Source organism: Acidovorax sp. FW305-C-20-28 (genome assembly GCF_058783375.1).
In genome coordinates this window covers 1-16,725 of the sequence record NZ_JBYSYM010000011.1, presented here as the reverse complement: position 1 = coordinate 16,725, position 16,725 = coordinate 1, and the positions used below count along the sequence as shown (strand labels likewise).

Here is a 16,725-nt window from a genome sequence, read left to right as displayed (position 1 = left end):
AATACGGGGACTGCCATGGACTGGATGCAGAGGCCGCGCCGACGCCGCCCCAAAAAAATCGCCCCGCAGGCGCAAGCCCCGGGGCGATGGCAGCGCGTTCCCCAGGGGAGCGGCGGTGCTGGCGAGGGCCCGGCCCGCGCGGGCCAGCCCTACCTTTGCTTACCAAATAGCCTTCAGATCGTGCGGCCGAAGGGGCCGTCCGAGCCGACCTGCACCAGGTTCTTCTCCGTGGCCAGCGGCTTGGGGTTCTTCTTGCCAGCAGGCTTGGCCGGCACTTCCTCGGCCACGCAGTCCGCGTAGTAGCGCACATTGCCGTTCTCGTCCTCCACCTCCACCAGGCCGTGGATATCGGTCTCGAAGCCCGGGCACAGCTTGGCGAATTCGCGGGCGAACTTGAGGTAGTCCACGATCTTCTTGTTGAAGACTTCACCGGGGATCAGCAGCGGAATGCCCGGCGGGTACGGCGTGACCAGGCCCACGGTGATGCGGCCTTCGAGCTGGTCGATCTCCACGCGCTCGGTCTTGCGGTGGGCGATGTGCGCATACGCGTCCGAGGGCTTCATGGCGGGCGTGAGGTCCGACAAATACATCTCGGTCGTCAGGCGCGCGATGTCGTACTTGGCGTACATCTCGTGCACGTGCTGGCACAGGTCCTGCAGGCCCATGCGCTCGTAGCGCTTGTGCTGCTGGCAGAACTCGGGAAGGATGCGCCACATGGGCTGGTTCTTCTCGTAGTCGTCCTTGAACTGCTGCAGCGCGGTGAGCAGCGTGTTCCAACGGCCCTTGGTGATGCCGATGGTGAACATCACGAAGAAGCTGTACAGGCCCGTCTTCTCGACCACCACGCCGTGCTCGGCCAGGTACTTGGTGACGATGGACGCGGGGATGCCCTTCTTGTCGAACTTGCCGTCCAGGTTCAGGCCCGGTGTGACGATGGTGGACTTGATCGGGTCCAGCATGTTGAAGCCGTCGGCCAGTTGGCCGAAGCCGTGCCACTTGGTGCCGGCCTTCTTGCCCTTGGCGTCGCTGCGGATGATCCAGTCCTCGGCACGGCCGATGCCTTCGTCGACCAGCTTGTCCGGGCCCCAGACCTTGAACCACCAGTCGTTCTTGCCGAAGTCGTCTTCGATCTGGCGCATGGCGCGGCGGAAGTCCAGCGCCTCCAGGATGCTCTCCTCCACCAGCGCGGTGCCGCCGGGCGGCTCCATCATCGCGGCGGCCACGTCGCAGCTGGCGATGATGCTGTACTGCGGGCTGGTGCTGGTGTGCATCAGGTAGGCCTCGTTGAAGAGGTGGCGGTCCAGCTTGGCGGTCTGCGAGTCCTGCACCAGCACGTGGCTGGCCTGGCTGATGCCGGCCAGCAGCTTGTGGATGGACTGCGTGGCGTAGGTCACCGAGTGCTTGGGGCGCGTGCGCTTCTTGCCCATGGCGTGGTAGGTGCCATAGAACGGGTGGAAGGCGGCGTGCGGCAGCCAGGCCTCGTCGAAGTGCAGGTTGTCCACGTAGCCATCGAGCATGCCCTTGATGGTCTCGGTGTTGTAGAGCACGCCGTCGTAGGTCGATTGCGTGAGGGTCAGCACGCGCGGCTTGACCTTCTTGGCATCCACGCCCTTGAGCAGGGGGTTGGCACGGATCTTGGCCTGGATGGCCTCGGGCTCGAACTCGCTTTGCGGGATCGGGCCGATGATGCCGAAGTGGTTGCGCGTGGGCTTCATGAACACCGGGATGGCCCCGGTCATGATGATGCTGTGCAGGATGGACTTGTGGCAGTTGCGGTCCACCACCACCACGTCGCCCGGCGCCACGGTGTGGTGCCACACCATCTTGTTCGAGGTGCTGGTGCCGTTGGTCACGAAGAAGCAGTGGTCGGCATTGAAGATGCGCGCGGCATTGCGCTCGCTCTCGCCGATGGCGCCGTTGTGGTCCAGCAGCTGGCCGAGTTCTTCCACCGCGTTGCACACGTCGGCGCGCAGCATGTTCTCGCCGTAGAACTGGTGGTACATCTGGCCCACAGGGCTCTTGAGGAAGGCCACACCGCCCGAGTGGCCGGGGCAGTGCCAGCTGTAGGAGCCGTCTTCGGCGTAATCGAGCAGCGCCTTGAAGAATGGCGGCTGCACGCTCTCCAGGTAGCTCTTGGCCTCGCGGATGATGTGGCGCGCCACGAACTCGGGCGTGTCCTCGAACATGTGGATGAAGCCGTGCAGCTCGCGCAGGATGTCGTTGGGCAGGTGGCGGCTGGTCTTGGTCTCGCCGTGCACGTAGATCGGCACCTCGGCGTTCTTGCGCCGCACTTCGCCGATGAAGGTGCGCAGGCTCAGCACCACCGGGTCCAGGCCCTCGCCGAGGGTGAACTCCTCGTCGTCGATGGACAGGATGAACGCGCTGGCGCGGCTTTGCTGCTGCGCGAACTGCGACAGGTCGCCATAACTGGTGACACCCACCACCTCGAAGCCCTCGGCCTCGATGGCCTGCGCCAGCGCGCGGATACCCAGACCCGAGGTGTTCTCGGAACGATAGTCCTCATCGATGATGATGATGGGAAAACGAAACTTCATGCGCAGCCTCCGTGAAACCGTGCCCTGCCGGCCAACCAAAAAACGAAATAGGCGCGAAGTGTAAGGAATAACCTTGACCGGCCTTTGAACTGGGGGGCTTTTGACCCAGAATGTGGTGGATTAAGAACAACCGACACACAGGTTGTTTAGGATCTGAACAACAAACAACATGAGGAGGAGGTCGGTATGGAGGAATCCACCATCTGGTGGCTGGTGGCGGGGATCGTCGTGGTGGCAGAAATGCTCACAGGCACGTTCTACCTGCTCATGATGGCGGTGGGCCTGGTGGCCGCAGCGCTGGCGGCCCACATGGGTGCGTCCTCGGCCCTGCAGATCACCGTCGCCGCGCTGGTCGGCGGCGGGGCCGTGGTGATCTGGCACTTTGCCCGGCGCAAGCGTCCAGGCGATCCCTCGCCACGCGCCGACCGCAGCGTGAATCTGGACGTCGGTGAAACCATCCTCATCGAGGGCTGGAATGCCGACGGCACCACCACCGTGAAGTACCGAGGTGCTACCTGGACGGCCATCCATCGCCCCGGGGTCACGCCGTCCACCGGCATGCACCGGGTCGCCGAGCTGGTGGGCAACCGCCTGCTGGTCGATCCCATGTAAACCCCAACGTTCAAGAACACTGAAAGTCGTCCATGGACAAAACCTACATTGCACTCGTCATCATCGTCATCGTGGCGGTGTTCATCATCCGCAGCTTCAAGCAGGTTCCCCAGCAGAACGCCTGGGTGGTGGAGCGGCTGGGCAAATACCACAGCACGCTGGCCCCAGGGCTCAAACTCATCATCCCGTTCATCGACAAGGTGGCCTACAAGCACAGCCTGAAGGAAATCCCGCTCGATGTGCCCAGCCAGGTCTGCATCACGCGCGACAACACCCAGTTGCAGGTGGACGGCATCCTGTACTTCCAGGTGACCGACCCCATGCGCGCCAGCTACGGTTCGTCCAACTACATCATGGCCGTGACGCAGCTGGCGCAGACCTCGCTGCGCTCGGTGATCGGCAAGCTCGAATTGGACAAGACCTTCGAGGAGCGCGACATCATCAACGCCCAGGTGGTGCAGGCCATCGACGAGGCAGCCCTCAACTGGGGCGTGAAGGTGCTGCGCTATGAGATCAAGGACCTGACGCCGCCGGCCGAAATCCTGCGCTCCATGCAGGCCCAGATCACCGCCGAGCGCGAGAAACGCGCGCTGATCGCGGCATCGGAAGGCCGCCGCCAGGAACAGATCAACATTGCCACCGGTGAGCGCGAAGCCTACATCGCGCGCTCCGAAGGCGAGAAGCAGGCCCAGATCAACAACGCCCAGGGCGAGGCCGCTGCCATCATGGCCGTGGCCGAGGCCACGGCCCAGGCCATCGAGCGCGTGGCCGCCGCCATCCGCCAGCCCGGGGGCGAGCAGGCCGTGCAGCTCAAGGTGGCAGAAAAGGCTGTGGAGGCCTACGGCAAGGTGGCCGCCGATGCCAACACCACCCTCATCGTGCCCAGCAACATGACCGAGGTCTCGGCCCTGATCGGCTCGGCCATGAAGATGGTGCAGCTGCAAAAGCCAGCCTGATGGCTGCAGGCCATCACCCGATGCAGATTTTTTGATCGAATCGGCCCTTTTCTCCAAAACAGCCAAAACCTGTGGCTATAATCGAGGGCTTCGGAGAGGTGGATGAGCGGTTTAAGTCGCACGCCTGGAAAGCGTGTGTGGGCTAATCCCCACCGCGGGTTCGAATCCCGCCCTCTCCGCCAGTAAGCAAGCAAACAAGCGCCTCTCGGGGCGCTTTTTTGTTTTTATCTACCATCATTTCTACCATCCGGTTTGCGGTTGGACTGGACGCGGTGGAACATCATTGGACATTCCAGCATAGAAGATGGGAACTGCGCCACCGCGAAGACCCGGTGAGTCTCGGCGACTTTTCTTGGCGCAAAGACTCTACGCGATCAGCGCGCCGACCGGCTCACCGCTTCCTGCACCGCAGGCAACACATCTTCGTAGTTGAACCCGTTCTGCGTCTTCTGCGCCGGAGCGGTCACCCGCTTGTTGAGCCACTCACGCAAGCTTTGCCCTTCGCCCTGGCGCACCAGCGGATCGTGGCTGTTGCCGGGGTAGCGGAACTCGGTGAGGTTGTCGGGGTGGTCCTTGAATTTTTCCTGGAACCCCACGGCAGGCCGCTGCTTGCTGCCACCGGCCCAGGGGTCTTCGTCTTCGATGGACGACCACATGGGTAGCCGCGTGTCCCATTTCCACAGGTGCTCATACTGCTTGTTCACGCTCTGCTTGTGGCAGATGCCGCCAGCGACCTGGGGATCGGCACGGTCCCAGTGGTAGGTCGTGCGGCAACCCTCGCTATGGCCGCTCAGAAAAATTGGCAGATTCGAGTAGGCCTTGAACCAGCGGATGACTTCCGCAATGTCATCGCCCCGCGCGTCAAGCCGTGCCGGGTTGATCGCTTGGTACACGCCCTCGCGGGCGCGCTCGGCCGCGCGCTTGAGCATTTCCTCAGACGTGCCGCCAGGACAACCAAGCTTGTTCCCCTCGCGGGTTACGAATTCGGGCGTGATGACTGCGAAGCCTTCTCGGTAGTAGAACTGCGCCACCGTGGTTTCCCAACCCCACATGCCGCCGCAGCCGTGGTTGTGGATAACGAGCCCGCGCAAGCTGGGGTGGCGAGGCAACAACGCGGTGAATTTGTCACGGTACACCGCACCGAACAGCGGGAGATAGAACACGCTGCGGTCAAGCACAGTCCGGGTCTGGGCCTTGTCGTAAGCCGGCACTTGGCGACTTTGCTGGGCATGGGCGCTCTGCACAAGAAGTGGTTGCACAACCAGCAAGCCAATGGCAACCAAAAGGGCATTTTTGTAGACGGGCATAACTCGATTCTTCTCTGTGGTGTGGTTAGTTCTGGGTTTTGTGGGGGGTATGGGTATCAATGGATCAGCAAGGCTGCAGCAGCGGTCACGGCAATTGAAGTTCTCTTCCGTCTAGCGTGATCCCCGTGCGCTGCCATGCGGCAGGATCAAATGCTGCCATCGCATCACCTTGGCAACGTAGGTCGGCAATGCGCTTGCCTTGCTGCTCAACCACGATGCCCTGGCGCTGCGCGCCACCGGCATAGACCACATAGCGGTAGTTGCCCTTGTCGAATGACAGGAAGGGTATGGGTTTGCCATCCGGCGTAGCTTGCGCACCGTACTGGAATGCAGCCCCTGCAGCGGCGCCCGCATTGGGATACTCCATCTCTGGTGCTCCCTCCAGCGGTGCGATCCGGTACACCAACTGCTGTACCGTCCCGCCATGGCTGCTGCAGACCGACGCGCGCTTCTTCCCGGTAGAGCAAGCAAAGATTGGCGTCTCTGAACCCGTGCACAGGTGCGGCACGTTGACTGAGGGGGCAGCAGCGACAACAGCGGCAGGTGCCTGTGCGGCGGCTGGCTGCACGACCGGAGCGGCAACGGATGCAGCGGGTGGCGCAACGCTCGGAGCCTGTTGCGAGATTGGCGCCGGTTCGGGCGGCGGCGAGCCTGCGGTCTTTGCCTCCATGGCTTTCGGTGCAGCACCAGCCATTTGGTCAAACTCTGCATCGCTCTTGTCGAACACCCTGAGCATCGCCAGATCGTGGAACAAGCCCATGAACGGCAGATGCCCTGTGAGCTTGACCAAAACATCCTTGCTGTCTTCCGTGCGCTGCACGGTGTAGGTCACGTTGCCTTTGATCGTGTTGCCATCCAGCCCGGCCCCTTGCGGTTCATAGGTGCCGCGCAGATGGTTGAGCATGCGTTGATCGGTGGGGATTGCGTCTTGCGGCATCACCGTCGTCAACACCGCAGCGCATGTCTTCTTGCCCGTCGCTTCATCAGTGCTGGCGGTCGTGATGGTCTCCAGGGTGACTTTGGTGTCTTTGCTGGTGAACTGCACACGGCGCTGCCGCTCCGGGCTCATGCTGACATGTTCCTTGTCGAAACTCTGCTGGTAAATCTGCTGGACGAGTGACACGGTAGCCGGGTCCGCGCAAGAGGGCGTCTTGTCGCCGCAGCCCGCCACTATGGCTGCAAGGGCTGCGGTCAATGTCACTGCAAAACTTCTCCGATGGCTCATTTTTCTCTTCCTAAGGGTTGTAAGTAGTTGTGCCTCTCAAGGAACATTCTGGCATGTAATGCCCCTTTTAAGACGTTTCCCTGGTAGGCACATTTCGAGAGCCTGCGGAGCATGTCACAGACTGCTCCACAGAAAAAAGACGCCACCAGCGAACCGCTGGTTCAGCGCCGCCGCAAGGTGCGGCACATGCCGAACACCATCACCCAGGCCATCGGCAAGAACCTGCGGCACTTCCGCGAGGAACGTGGGATGACGCAACTGGAATTGGCGATGACAGCCGAGGTGGAGCGAACTCGGGTGTCCAAATTGGAGTTGGGCTTGGTGAACCCCAGCGTTTTGACGCTCGCCACCATTTGCCATGTGCTGGGCATCACGCTGGCCGATCTGTTCGCAGACATTCGGCTGGCGCACCCGCCGACCACGGAGGGCGGAACGCCGCGCCGAGCGAACCAAGCCGTGCTCGACAAGAAACCCCAGGTCAGCAAGCGCGCCATGGGCACCGCCAAGCCAGGGAATCCGTAAGCACGTGGGCGGTCAAGTGTTGGCATCCATGACCACCGTCACCCGCAATGCTTCCACCAGGGCCGGGTCATGCGCCGCGCCGAACCACAGTTCCGTGGACGCCTTCACTGCGCTGCGGACCGCAACGAAGACCTTCATGTGCTTGACGAGGCTGAATGCAGCGCCATTGCCGCGCAGCACCACGACGGCCGTGGCAGGAGCAGCACCCCGCGCATGCTGATGCCGACCCACCGCTTCGCGGCAGTCCGTGAGCATGACGCCCAGATCACCATGGCGGGCCGTAATCGAGCAATACCAGGGCGACAGGCCCCAGTGTTCGCGGATACGAGCCATATCGCCCCAGTCCATGGCCAGCAGGGCGTCCGGTTCCGTGACTGCCTGCAGGTCTTCATGAACTTGGCGTGTGAGGCAAATCGGTGCATGGGGAACACATGCCAGGCCCAGTATTTGCAGCCATTGGCGCCGGTGCATGCTCATCGTCATGCTGTTCTCCGCACCCGCACGGCGGCGAGCAGATGGACGGTCTCAGGACGCCATGCCTCGGACTCATAGCGCCAGAGCCAGGGTTTGCGTGACCGCTCGCCACGTTCCATGGACTTGGCCCGGCGGCTACCCAATCCAGTTTGCGGCAGGGACAGCAGCGCATTGAAGGCGGCCTGGAACCCCGGCTCCGGCGCGCTCGGGTCCAGCATCAGGATGCGCTGCGGCTGGTGCCGCTGGCCTGAGACAACCCCTTCGACACCCACCGCTAGAGCCCAATGCTTGGTGCGCTGGTGCTCGACCGACGCGAAGGCTAGAGCTACCAGATCACCACGCATCAGCCAGTCCACGGTCGCGCCATCCACCCCACCATCCGCGACGTGGTTGGCTTTGAGCGCGAGCGGTAGGTTCAGCCCCTGCACCAACGCCGTCCATTCGCGCGCATGAATTCCCGTGAAATAGGTCGGCTCAAACGCGCGATGCACCTGGGCGGCCGTTCCGTAGGTGCGGCGGCTCATGTTGTGCAAAGCCGATGCCTTGGCCAGATCAAGGATCACCAGCACCATGGCGAGAACGTGGACACCACAGGCGCCATCAAGCATCGACTGCTGCATAAAGCAGGGCATGGGCTCCTGGCGCTTCTGCTGCACCGTGAGCACGGCGCCGGGCTGTAGCGCTGCATGGACACGCTGGAACGTATAGGACGGCGCTGAGCGCTTCGAGGAAACAGCTTTGGTCATGGTAAAAGACTTTCAGAAAACAAGGGACGCGCGTAGACCTCCGCAAACAGGTACCGGATAGAAAACGCGGGAGAAAGAAATCAGCGCGGCCGCAGAGCAGCAGCCGGCAAGGGACTGGGCCTCAGGAAGAGGCCGACAACGAAACGCGCGCTTTGCACAGCGCCATCAATAGATCGGCGTCCGAGGCATAGGGCTGCTCGATCCAATCAACAAACTGCTCGGAGGCCAGCAGCCAGCCGCTGAGCACCGGCATCGCAGCCTCAGCGCCACCATCATCGAGAAAGCCCCAGGCGTATAGCCTGCGCGATGATATGGCCTGCCGAACCATGCGCATCGGCACCTTGCACAGCACAGCCAGCACCTCACAGGCATGCCGGTCATCACGCAATGGAATCACCGGCAGGATGGCATGCCCATAGCGCCGGAGACAGCACCCCCATGTCAGCCATTGGGACTCGAACGCCGAGAGATTCAGCAGCCTCTCCATCGTGCTCAGGTTCGTGCCGAGGGGTGAAGACGATGGCAATGCTGAGGGCCTCGCAGCCGCCATCCGGGTGGCCAACTCGACCGGAACCGTGGGGATCATCAGATCGCGGGGAGCGCCGCTTTCATCCTCCATCAAAAAGGCTGGAAGATCGCCCTCAAAAATAGGCTGCTCTGCATATCCCAGGTTATGCCAGCAAAGCCGCTCGATGCTCCGACCTTCGCGGATTAGCGCTTGCCCACCCAACCATCGGGGCAGTTGCGCTCCAATACGATGCAATAGCCGTCCCATATGATGGCGACGAAAGGTCGCATTAACTCTGGTATGCGCAGAATTGCCATGACCATATGGATTACATGCAAGCATTTCGATGGCTGAATTGCTTGGACTCAGTTTATTGGCCGTGGAATGATTCTGCAATTCCGAAAATCTCGATCAATGAAGACATTAAATCGGTTTGCGACAATTTATTTAATTATACCGCATGTGTGTTGGCTGTAGTTTTTCAATACTCAGCAAGAATAGTCGGCTTTCTGGAAAATACGATTTCTGTCAGCGCAGTTTTCTGATGAGTGGCTTTTGGCGTGGTGGCCGACCGCGCGGAAGCTTAACGTATGCCCCCAGCGCTTTGCGCAAGGTGCTATCGGAGCCAGTCAGTACCTTCCCTTGATACTGCTTGAGGGCTTTGCACAGTTTGTCTGCCGATAATTCGGTGAAATAGCGCCCGTTGCCTTCGGCCACTACCAAGCCACGGCTCGATCCGGCCTCTTTCTCTAAGGCGATAGCTAGCTTTTCCATAATCCCAGCCCCGCAAATTTTTTTGAAATGCTCCATGGTCTTTGGCTTGCGGCGCAGCTTTTTCTTCACCTCTGCGGTTGCTGCCTTCAGTGGGGCTGGCTTGGCAGGGGGTGCCTCGGCCCCTGGCTGGAACCTGGGGATCACATGCAGCGCCCAGGTCTGGGTATAGGGACTGCCTTTGCACACCGTAGGCCGCAGCAAAAGCTCCTCGACCGTGCAGGCATATTCCAGGTTCTGCTCCCCTTGAACGATCTCACGGAACGCTCTGGGGTTCTTCGCTGAAGGGGCTGCCAGGGCGAACACCACCGCCCCCTCGGCTTCGCAGCGCAAGCGCCATTCGCCCAACTGCTGGTAGACATGCCCTTCCAGCTTGACTCCTGCTTTACGCAGCAACCGAACCCAGAGCACCGGGTACATGCGTTGCATCGCACTCAGCCCCATCTTTTCCATTCTCTGGCGCACCAGTGCGACGGTCTGAAGCAGCGGTGTCCTGTGCTCGCCCAACTCCCCATCTCCACCCAGCCGCGCTGTCTGCCCCGCCAAGGCTTCGTCCAACTCCACCTCAATCCGCTGACGCAGATTCTGGGCGGCCTCGTATGCCTTGGGCGGGACACAGAGTTCGGCCAATGCCTGAGCCCGGCTCCAGGGCTGTGACCAGCCAGAACCTCCGTTGGTACCTCCTATTTTTGAAATTTCCTTCGCAGACGCGCTTGCATTCTTTGGCATAGAAACCTCTTTCCATGCCTCCATTCAATGCGATTTCAGAGGCCCTGTAAAGACTGGTGGCTAGGGCTTTCATGCGTGGTGCATGCAGCTTTACTAGTGTTTTCTGGAGCTAGTCGTATGACCCTCAACGCAGTTCAACAAACTCTTCTCGATCCATCCGCCACCGAGGCCAAAGCAACGCCGGGCGAGTTCAAATTCCATTGCAACAACCCGAAGACGGGCAAAGCGCAACTCATCCGCGACCAGCAGTGCTACCTGGGCATTGGCAAAGTCGAGGTCTGTGGCGAAGATCGTCGCCCTCTTGCGGATCAGCAGGCGCATGTCGTGCCCGGCTACAAGCCTGACGCGGCCAGGGACGAGATGATCGTTTGCCAGGATATGAAAAACGAGCGTTGGTATCGCTTCACGGGCACGTTGAAGCAGTTCAACCCCAAAGTCCCGCCGGTCGGTGCCCAGCCTCAGGCCATGCCAGCCCCGGCCGAGGCACCAGGGCCTACGCCGAAAGCATCTGCCTCCAAAGCCCAGAGTCGCCGGGCCGCGAAGCGTCCGGTCAGTGAAACCTATGGCCAGGACCTTCAGCGCATCCGCCAGAGCCTGGACGCCGGGCTGGACCCGGATGTGCGCATCGACTTCATCGCGCCATACCTGGGCGAGTCTCGCGCCAACCTCTACCGCAAGATGAAGCTGACGCCGCCCCAGTTTCCGAACCCCATCAAACGCGGCCACGGCAGTTTCTGGCCGTTCTCGCTGGTCGAGGCTTACCGCAAGGGCGAATGGAAGCCTCAGCCCGCAACGTCCAAGAAGGCCTCTTCTTAATCGCCGCTGCTGTCGTTGCGCTCGCTAATTTGAAAAACAGCCAACGACGGCAGCGCATTGAAAAGACGTGGCACCTAGCAAGGCGCGAAATCGCCAAAACACTGTGATTTACGGGTTTTTCTTCATTGTGGCGATCAGCACCATCGCAAAAGTGCCACGTCAACTCAAAAACAGCCAACGACGGCACCTCGGCGCATGCAACTCCTGCACCGATGCTCCTGAAATCACGCACAACGCTAAACGTATTGCACTAAACGCATTTTTTGAAATATTTGACAATGACCAAGACCACCAAGCCAATGGTATATAAGCACAGTAATGATGGTGAGAGCTATGTGACTGATGTTGATGATATTGAGGTTAATAGTCCCAATAAGACCAATGTCAAAAGCAATCCCATCAAGTCCAGTAAGCCCATCAGCCAGTTCAAGAAAAAGCCGACTGATGTAAGCGCACATCACGCGGCTGCGCCCCTCATCGGTGCCATGGCCATCGACAAGCTTGTGCTGGACATTCAAATGCCTGAGCACGAACTTGCATCCGTCCTGGAGCGTGCCCGGCAGTTGTACCGTGACCGCCAATTGGGCAGGGGCTCGAAGAAGGGCAAGTTCTACAAAAACATCTTCATTCTCAGACTGCCCAGCAAAGCCGTCGCCTGCTTTCATATGGTGCAGAGCAACCCGGACAAGGGCGCGCCCATGCAGTTGGTGCTGAACCCTAATCAGATGGAGCCCGGTGACTGTCGGCATCTCATCGCAATGTTCAAGCTCTTGTTCCCGTTGAACGCACGGGAGATCGCAGCCGCTATGCTGATCCGCCGTATCGACGTGTGCATTCAACTGGGCCTGGCCATCGAGGATCTCATCATCGAGTTGAACGGCGTCATGTCCGGCGCCAAGGTCTATCTAAAGACCGACCGGGACGGGCAGATGCAGACCATCTACATGGGTAGCACCGAGTCCGCCCATCATGGCGTGGCCTATGACCAGATCACCAGCGACCAGTACAAGCGCTTGGTGGGCGAGAAGCCCAGCCGCACCCAGATGCGCGAGGATGCAGAGTTGGTGCTGGAGTTGGAGCGCAAGCAGGGCCGCATTCAGTTGGAGAGTCGCCGCGTGTTCGACCATCCCGTGACCTTGGCACGGTTGGCGGATTTGAAGACCCCGTTTGGCAAGTACCGCATCCTGCAACTCAAGGCGAGCGGCAAGAAATGGGAGCCTGGCTTCTGCGGCTACGTGGACAGTGTCCGCCTGCGTGGCGTCCACGGGGCGCGCGCGCATTGGAAGGCACAGTGCGGTGAAGGCCGTGAGGTGATGGCGCAGATCGCTGAGTTCGAGGCGCGCCTGGGCCGCATGGCTGCGCCCTGGTGGAAGCCGGAGGATTACGCGGCGTCGCTGCTGGAGACGTTGAAGAAGTCGGCGGCGTGGAAATTCCTGCGACTGATGGAAGAGTTGACGGAACGCACCGGCGTCCGCTGACAATCTGGCTGAGTGGTGGTTTGGACGATCTGGCCAAACGTCTAGACCGCTGCTCAGAATCGCGCGGTGGAGCCGCTTTGGCGGTTACGCCATACCGAGCTATGTCTTCATGAAAAAAACGCAGCCATGACCGTTCTGGCGGCTTCTGGCGGCATGCTCGGTGGCCGATTTTGCCATCATCGGCTCAACAAACCAATTAACTGTCCAAATATGTCCGATTTAATGGTGTCGTATCGACTCGGTTACGGTTGGCGGTAACCAGTGTCAGCAGTCAAATCAAACTTTCACCTGATTTTCTGCCAAGCCGAAAAGTTCACCCAGAAAATCCGCTGCTTTTTTTATTCGCTCAATTTGCAACGCAGGTCCTTGCAGCCACTTGTTATCCTGAATAGATACCTGCACAGCCTTGCCTGGCTTTAGCAATTCCGCAGCGACTCCAATAATCACCTTGCCCCTGCCAGCAGGAAGGCGCAAATCGGAAAATTCCTTTCCATTGCACCTTGCAAATATATTATTAAAAAAATCACTAGCCGCCTGTAGCTGCTCCGGGTAGACAACCGCTCCACACTCCAGCAATAAATCCTCCAAGGTCCCTTGATTAATATTATCCGGGAGAACGTAGACGCCAGTAGTAGGTTGATTTTTTGATATTTCGCCCGGATGATCTGGAATTGAAATATTTGAAGAATTAATTTTCGCCAAGAGTTTTTTGTGTCGGATGCTTGGACTTTCTCTTGAGTCCGAATCGAGAACTACACCAATAGCCGAGAGTGCGCCAGGCTCAAGGACCAACGAGGTATCCTCTAGACAGGTCGCAATCTGTGAGTCCCCGCCGGCTGCATGTATGGCTATCGCAAGATCATCGCTCTGTAAGAATACAGGTACAGGCACACGCTTGAGTAAGTCGCCTCCATGCGGAAATTTGTCGGGTACAAGCCTCTTAAATCCCTCATCCAAGTCATCTATCTTTTGTATGCGGGATAACGATGGTGCTCGTGACTTGAGAAGGCGGATCGAAAACTCCACATCGTGTGGCCCCTCAACTACTAAATAGCCCAGCCGTCTTGTCATATTACCTCAGCGAATGTCAAGTCCACGCTCATAGCGCAACCGTTTGAGAGCGGAGCCAGAAAAACGCTTGCATTCCGTATGCTCTTCAGCTTGTCTTAGTTGATACGCAGCCAATTCATCTTCGCTGAGGTCAGATTCCAAAAGCGCATCAAGAACCTCTAGACTATGTGTTGTTGCAATTACCTGCACTTGTAATTGACGTGCGGCATCTGCTAACCATCTAAAAACTTTCGGCAAGGCGTCCGTATGAATACCCACCTCTACTTCATCTAGCAACAATACACCACCACGGCCCAAATTCGTCATGGTAGTTGCCAGCAGCAAACAACGGCGCATGGCATCGCCAAATACTGAGAGTGGCATCACCCCCAACTTGCGATGTTTTATATAAATGGCTGGCCGATAACTCGTAAATGAGGCAACCTCAACATTCATAATATCTTCGTCAAATTGCCTCATGAGGTCTAGCAATAGAGAATTGTCATTCTGAAAGAGTTGCTCCGATCTGCTGCTTACCTGCCAGTTATTGAGTTGATAAGAGTAGGGAAGCAACGCTGCATAGTTCGTGCCATACTTCCCCCTGTGCACGGGTTCCCGGCGAAAAGATATTATGGGCGAAAACTCGTTAACCTTTAGCCTTCTTGCAGCCGATGGGATTTCAAGCAAATTTAACTGTTGAATAGGCTCGGTCGTGAAATTATCTGAAATCAGTTCCAAAGAGCTATCTATCGTACACGTCCTGACAGGGCCCTCAATCGGCTCATTCCTCATTGAGAGATAGCGTGCCCTTGTCATCTCAAGCTCTTTGGGATCAATCTCGGCAAAGAACTCCCGATAAACCGAATTCATAGTGCGAAGCGGATGTGCGCCTTTCGCCCCAAAATTGCAGTGAAATTCAATATCTTCTATTTCACGTTCAAGCTCCATCGCCTTCTGAGCAAAGCACCAGCGCAAGGACATAACTATGGACTCATCCAGGCGACCATAGTCACGACGCCGAACAATCTCCAGCCACTCGCGGCCAGTCGCTGGGCTAGCCATGAGAGCAATCGCTTCCAAAACGCTTGTTTTTCCGGAATTATTGCCACCAACCAGCAGATTGATGGTGCGCAAATCCGCCACCTCCAGAGCGCGAAGCCCCCGGAAGCCATCAACCATGACATGACTGAATGGGAACGATGACATAGTAAATAACCTTAATGCACTCAAGCCATCTGGCCTGACGCTAGCTAGTGTAGTCGCTGGCCTTGACTGGCACAGCAGTTGCGTGGGCCGTCCACGGTAAGTCCTTGCGTGAGTGCGACCGCTCTTTGCCCGCCTGCAGAGACAATGCCTTCTCTCTCGATCAGCTTGCTCCGCCTGGGCTGCCCAACGCCTGGGGCCCCGCACAGAAACCCGCCCAGTCCTCCATCATCTGGCGGCGCTTCTCCAGCGCATCACCCCGACGATAGGCCGCCTCCACTTTGCTCGACAGGGTGTGAGCTAGGGCAAATTCCGCTACATCCTTTGGATGGTTGGTGCAGTCGCCCACCCAGTCGCGGAAGGTCGATCTGAACCCGTGGGGAACCGCATCAACCTCCATGCGCCGCATCACTGCCGTGAGCGCCATGTCGGACAGTGGCTTGCCTTTGGAGCCCGCGAAAACCAGATCGCTGTTGTCTGAGCGTTGCAACGCTTCCAGCAGTTTGACCGCTGGCGTGCTCAGCGGAACCCGGTGCTCTTTGCCGGCCTTCATTCGTTCGGCCGGAATGGTCCAGATCGCTTCTTCCCGATTGATTTCTGCCCAGAGTGCGCCACGGACCTCGCCACTGCGTGACGCACACAGAATGGCGAATTCGAGGGCGCGTGCCGCCAGCCCCTCCCTCGTACGCAGCCCGACCATGAACTGGGCCATGTCTTTGTAGCCTACAGCCCTATGGCTTTCGACCTTTTTAATGTCGGAAGGTGCGGGTAGCAAGTTATCCAGATGGCCTTTCCAGCGGGCTGGATTTTCGCCCGAGCGGTACTTGCGTGTAGTGGCCCAATCCAGAACGCTTTCGATCCGTCCGCGCAGTCGCACGGCCGTTTCGGTCTTTGTTGCCCAGATGGGTTCCAGCACCTTCATCACATGCTCTTGGTCAATATCCTTGACCAGCAGCGATCCGATGTGGGGATACGCATAGGTCTTGAGCGTGCTGCCCCATTGGGCACGGTGCTTGGGGTTCTTCCAGGCTTTCTCATGGGCTTCCATGTATGCCTTGGCGGCTTCCTCGAAAGTCTTTTGGGTTGCCTGCTGCGCCCTCAACTGGCTTGCCAACGCGACACGTTGCGCGATTGGGTCTGTGCCCTGGCTGACTTCGCCCTTGGCGGCTCGCGCCTTTTCTCGGGCTTGCGCCAGCGGCACGTCGGGGTAGCCGCCCAGACCCATGTGGCGGCGCTTTATCCCGACCATGGTGCGCAGCACCCAGGAGCGCGCGCCGGTATCGAGCACGTAGAGATAGAGTCCGGCCACGCCGCCGACAGCATAGTGGCCTGGCGCAGTCAAGCGACTGACTTCAAGCGCCGACAGGTCTTTGGCTTTTTTTGGCATGTGATGAATTCATGGTGACCAACCTGATTCAAGCCAAGAAAGTTAGCTAGCTCATCAAAGAGCGGTTGGTTTACTTACACCATAGTTTCTACCATAAAAATTCTCAACAGACTGGACTTCACGCAACACAGCGCGTCGTAAATAGACGAAAAATTCTGAAATTTCAATTCAAATCAATAGCTTATGACACATCCATCAACATGGATGGACTTTATTGGATGACATTTCCGGCGGACGCCCTCTCCGCCAAAGATACAACCCCAAGTGGCTCACGCTGCTTGGGGTTTTTTCTTGGCCTCGTCGCTGGCCTTAGCAGGCTGTTGAATTTCATCCCCGTAAAACCTGGCGTTCAAGAGCATCGTTGTAGATACTGACGACTCCCTCAA

15 protein-coding genes and 1 tRNA gene are annotated in these 16,725 nt (G+C 58.8%); 6 read left to right on the top strand and 10 right to left on the bottom strand.

Annotated elements, in window-relative coordinates:
• Positions 1-173 precede the first annotated feature (173 nt).
• On the bottom strand, positions 174-2,555 hold the full coding sequence (locus AC3WOH_RS14225; protein WP_492229961.1) for an Orn/Lys/Arg family decarboxylase: 2,382 nt from the start codon (positions 2,553-2,555) through the stop codon (positions 174-176).
• Positions 2,556-2,741: 186 nt separating this feature from the next.
• On the opposite strand from AC3WOH_RS14225, the gene AC3WOH_RS14220 reads away from it, so the two are divergent.
• The 3 genes from AC3WOH_RS14220 to AC3WOH_RS14210 all read left to right on the top strand — a co-directional run bounded on the left by AC3WOH_RS14220 (position 2,742) and on the right by AC3WOH_RS14210 (position 4,305).
• Positions 2,742-3,167, top strand: a complete 426-nt coding sequence (locus AC3WOH_RS14220; RefSeq protein ID WP_492229960.1) for an NfeD family protein — start codon at positions 2,742-2,744, stop codon at positions 3,165-3,167.
• A 32-nt stretch (positions 3,168-3,199) separates the two neighbouring features.
• Complete coding sequence (locus tag AC3WOH_RS14215) at positions 3,200-4,123, top strand: SPFH domain-containing protein (protein WP_492229959.1); 924 nt, start codon at positions 3,200-3,202, stop codon at positions 4,121-4,123.
• 92 nt (positions 4,124-4,215) lie between these two features.
• A tRNA-Ser gene (locus AC3WOH_RS14210) sits at positions 4,216-4,305 on the top strand.
• 192 nt (positions 4,306-4,497) lie between these two features.
• On the opposite strand, the gene AC3WOH_RS14205 is transcribed toward AC3WOH_RS14210, so the two are convergent.
• Together AC3WOH_RS14205 and AC3WOH_RS14200 are read right to left on the bottom strand one after the other, a co-directional pair.
• The gene (locus AC3WOH_RS14205) at positions 4,498-5,430 is read right to left on the bottom strand and encodes an alpha/beta fold hydrolase (protein WP_492229958.1); all 933 of its coding nucleotides are present in this window, start codon (positions 5,428-5,430) and stop codon (positions 4,498-4,500) included.
• 85 nt (positions 5,431-5,515) lie between these two features.
• Positions 5,516-6,655 (bottom strand): hypothetical protein, encoded by a 1,140-nt coding sequence (locus tag AC3WOH_RS14200; RefSeq protein ID WP_492229957.1) that lies wholly within the window; start codon positions 6,653-6,655, stop codon positions 5,516-5,518.
• 111 nt (positions 6,656-6,766) lie between these two features.
• Here AC3WOH_RS14200 and AC3WOH_RS14195 point away from each other — a divergent pair, with 111 nt between their 5' ends.
• Positions 6,767-7,177, top strand: coding sequence for a helix-turn-helix domain-containing protein (locus AC3WOH_RS14195; RefSeq protein WP_492229956.1), 411 nt, complete (start codon positions 6,767-6,769; stop codon positions 7,175-7,177).
• 12 nt (positions 7,178-7,189) lie between these two features.
• On the opposite strand, the gene AC3WOH_RS14190 is transcribed toward AC3WOH_RS14195, so the two are convergent.
• The 4 genes from AC3WOH_RS14190 to AC3WOH_RS14175 all read right to left on the bottom strand — a co-directional run bounded on the left by AC3WOH_RS14190 (position 7,190) and on the right by AC3WOH_RS14175 (position 10,405).
• Positions 7,190-7,660, bottom strand: a complete 471-nt coding sequence (locus tag AC3WOH_RS14190; protein ID WP_492229955.1) for a hypothetical protein — start codon at positions 7,658-7,660, stop codon at positions 7,190-7,192.
• Positions 7,657-8,397 (bottom strand): hypothetical protein, encoded by a 741-nt coding sequence (locus AC3WOH_RS14185; protein WP_492229954.1) that lies wholly within the window; start codon positions 8,395-8,397, stop codon positions 7,657-7,659. The genes AC3WOH_RS14190 and AC3WOH_RS14185 overlap by 4 nt, the downstream gene beginning before the upstream one ends.
• A 121-nt stretch (positions 8,398-8,518) precedes the next feature.
• Positions 8,519-9,301 (bottom strand): hypothetical protein, encoded by a 783-nt coding sequence (locus AC3WOH_RS14180; protein WP_492229953.1) that lies wholly within the window; start codon positions 9,299-9,301, stop codon positions 8,519-8,521.
• A 132-nt stretch (positions 9,302-9,433) separates the two neighbouring features.
• Complete coding sequence (locus AC3WOH_RS14175) at positions 9,434-10,405, bottom strand: hypothetical protein (RefSeq protein ID WP_492229952.1); 972 nt, start codon at positions 10,403-10,405, stop codon at positions 9,434-9,436.
• Positions 10,406-10,522: 117 nt separating this feature from the next.
• Between AC3WOH_RS14175 and AC3WOH_RS14170 the strand changes: the two genes are divergently transcribed.
• Complete coding sequence (locus AC3WOH_RS14170; RefSeq protein ID WP_492229951.1) at positions 10,523-11,221, top strand: helix-turn-helix transcriptional regulator; 699 nt, start codon at positions 10,523-10,525, stop codon at positions 11,219-11,221.
• A 278-nt stretch (positions 11,222-11,499) separates the two neighbouring features.
• On the top strand, positions 11,500-12,699 hold the full coding sequence (locus AC3WOH_RS14165) for a hypothetical protein (protein WP_492229950.1): 1,200 nt from the start codon (positions 11,500-11,502) through the stop codon (positions 12,697-12,699).
• Between the two features lie 276 nt (positions 12,700-12,975).
• On the opposite strand, the gene AC3WOH_RS14160 is transcribed toward AC3WOH_RS14165, so the two are convergent.
• The 3 genes from AC3WOH_RS14160 to AC3WOH_RS14150 all read right to left on the bottom strand — a co-directional run bounded on the left by AC3WOH_RS14160 (position 12,976) and on the right by AC3WOH_RS14150 (position 16,339).
• Positions 12,976-13,770: a DUF3226 domain-containing protein gene (locus AC3WOH_RS14160; RefSeq protein WP_492229949.1), complete on the bottom strand. Its 795-nt coding sequence runs from the start codon at positions 13,768-13,770 to the stop codon at positions 12,976-12,978.
• A gap of 6 nt (positions 13,771-13,776) precedes the next feature.
• Positions 13,777-14,928 carry an AAA family ATPase gene (locus AC3WOH_RS14155; RefSeq protein WP_492229948.1) on the bottom strand — a complete coding sequence of 384 codons (1,152 nt, stop codon included), beginning with the start codon at positions 14,926-14,928 and terminating at the stop codon, positions 13,777-13,779.
• Positions 14,929-15,115: 187 nt separating this feature from the next.
• Entirely contained in the window at positions 15,116-16,339 is a 1,224-nt protein-coding gene (locus AC3WOH_RS14150) for a tyrosine-type recombinase/integrase (protein ID WP_492229947.1), read from the bottom strand.
• Between the last annotated feature and the right edge of the window lie 386 nt (positions 16,340-16,725).

What these genes read in the sequence shown, in the direction of transcription:
- AC3WOH_RS14215 (WP_492229959.1), top strand. Translation starts at nt 3,200, where the DNA reads ATGGACAAAACCTACATTGCACTCGTCATCATCGTCATCGTGGCGGTG.
- AC3WOH_RS14205 (WP_492229958.1), bottom strand. Translation starts at nt 5,430, where the DNA reads ATGCCCGTCTACAAAAATGCCCTTTTGGTTGCCATTGGCTTGCTGGTT.
- AC3WOH_RS14150 (WP_492229947.1), bottom strand. Translation starts at nt 16,339, where the DNA reads ATGCCAAAAAAAGCCAAAGACCTGTCGGCGCTTGAAGTCAGTCGCTTG.
- AC3WOH_RS14225 (WP_492229961.1), bottom strand. Translation starts at nt 2,555, where the DNA reads ATGAAGTTTCGTTTTCCCATCATCATCATCGATGAGGACTATCGTTCC.
- AC3WOH_RS14220 (WP_492229960.1), top strand. Translation starts at nt 2,742, where the DNA reads ATGGAGGAATCCACCATCTGGTGGCTGGTGGCGGGGATCGTCGTGGTG.
- AC3WOH_RS14200 (WP_492229957.1), bottom strand. Translation starts at nt 6,655, where the DNA reads ATGAGCCATCGGAGAAGTTTTGCAGTGACATTGACCGCAGCCCTTGCA.
- AC3WOH_RS14165 (WP_492229950.1), top strand. Translation starts at nt 11,500, where the DNA reads ATGACCAAGACCACCAAGCCAATGGTATATAAGCACAGTAATGATGGT.
- AC3WOH_RS14195 (WP_492229956.1), top strand. Translation starts at nt 6,767, where the DNA reads ATGTCACAGACTGCTCCACAGAAAAAAGACGCCACCAGCGAACCGCTG.
- AC3WOH_RS14185 (WP_492229954.1), bottom strand. Translation starts at nt 8,397, where the DNA reads ATGACCAAAGCTGTTTCCTCGAAGCGCTCAGCGCCGTCCTATACGTTC.
- AC3WOH_RS14170 (WP_492229951.1), top strand. Translation starts at nt 10,523, where the DNA reads ATGACCCTCAACGCAGTTCAACAAACTCTTCTCGATCCATCCGCCACC.
- AC3WOH_RS14175 (WP_492229952.1), bottom strand. Translation starts at nt 10,405, where the DNA reads ATGCCAAAGAATGCAAGCGCGTCTGCGAAGGAAATTTCAAAAATAGGA.
- AC3WOH_RS14160 (WP_492229949.1), bottom strand. Translation starts at nt 13,770, where the DNA reads ATGACAAGACGGCTGGGCTATTTAGTAGTTGAGGGGCCACACGATGTG.
- AC3WOH_RS14190 (WP_492229955.1), bottom strand. Translation starts at nt 7,660, where the DNA reads ATGACGATGAGCATGCACCGGCGCCAATGGCTGCAAATACTGGGCCTG.
- AC3WOH_RS14155 (WP_492229948.1), bottom strand. Translation starts at nt 14,928, where the DNA reads ATGGTTGATGGCTTCCGGGGGCTTCGCGCTCTGGAGGTGGCGGATTTG.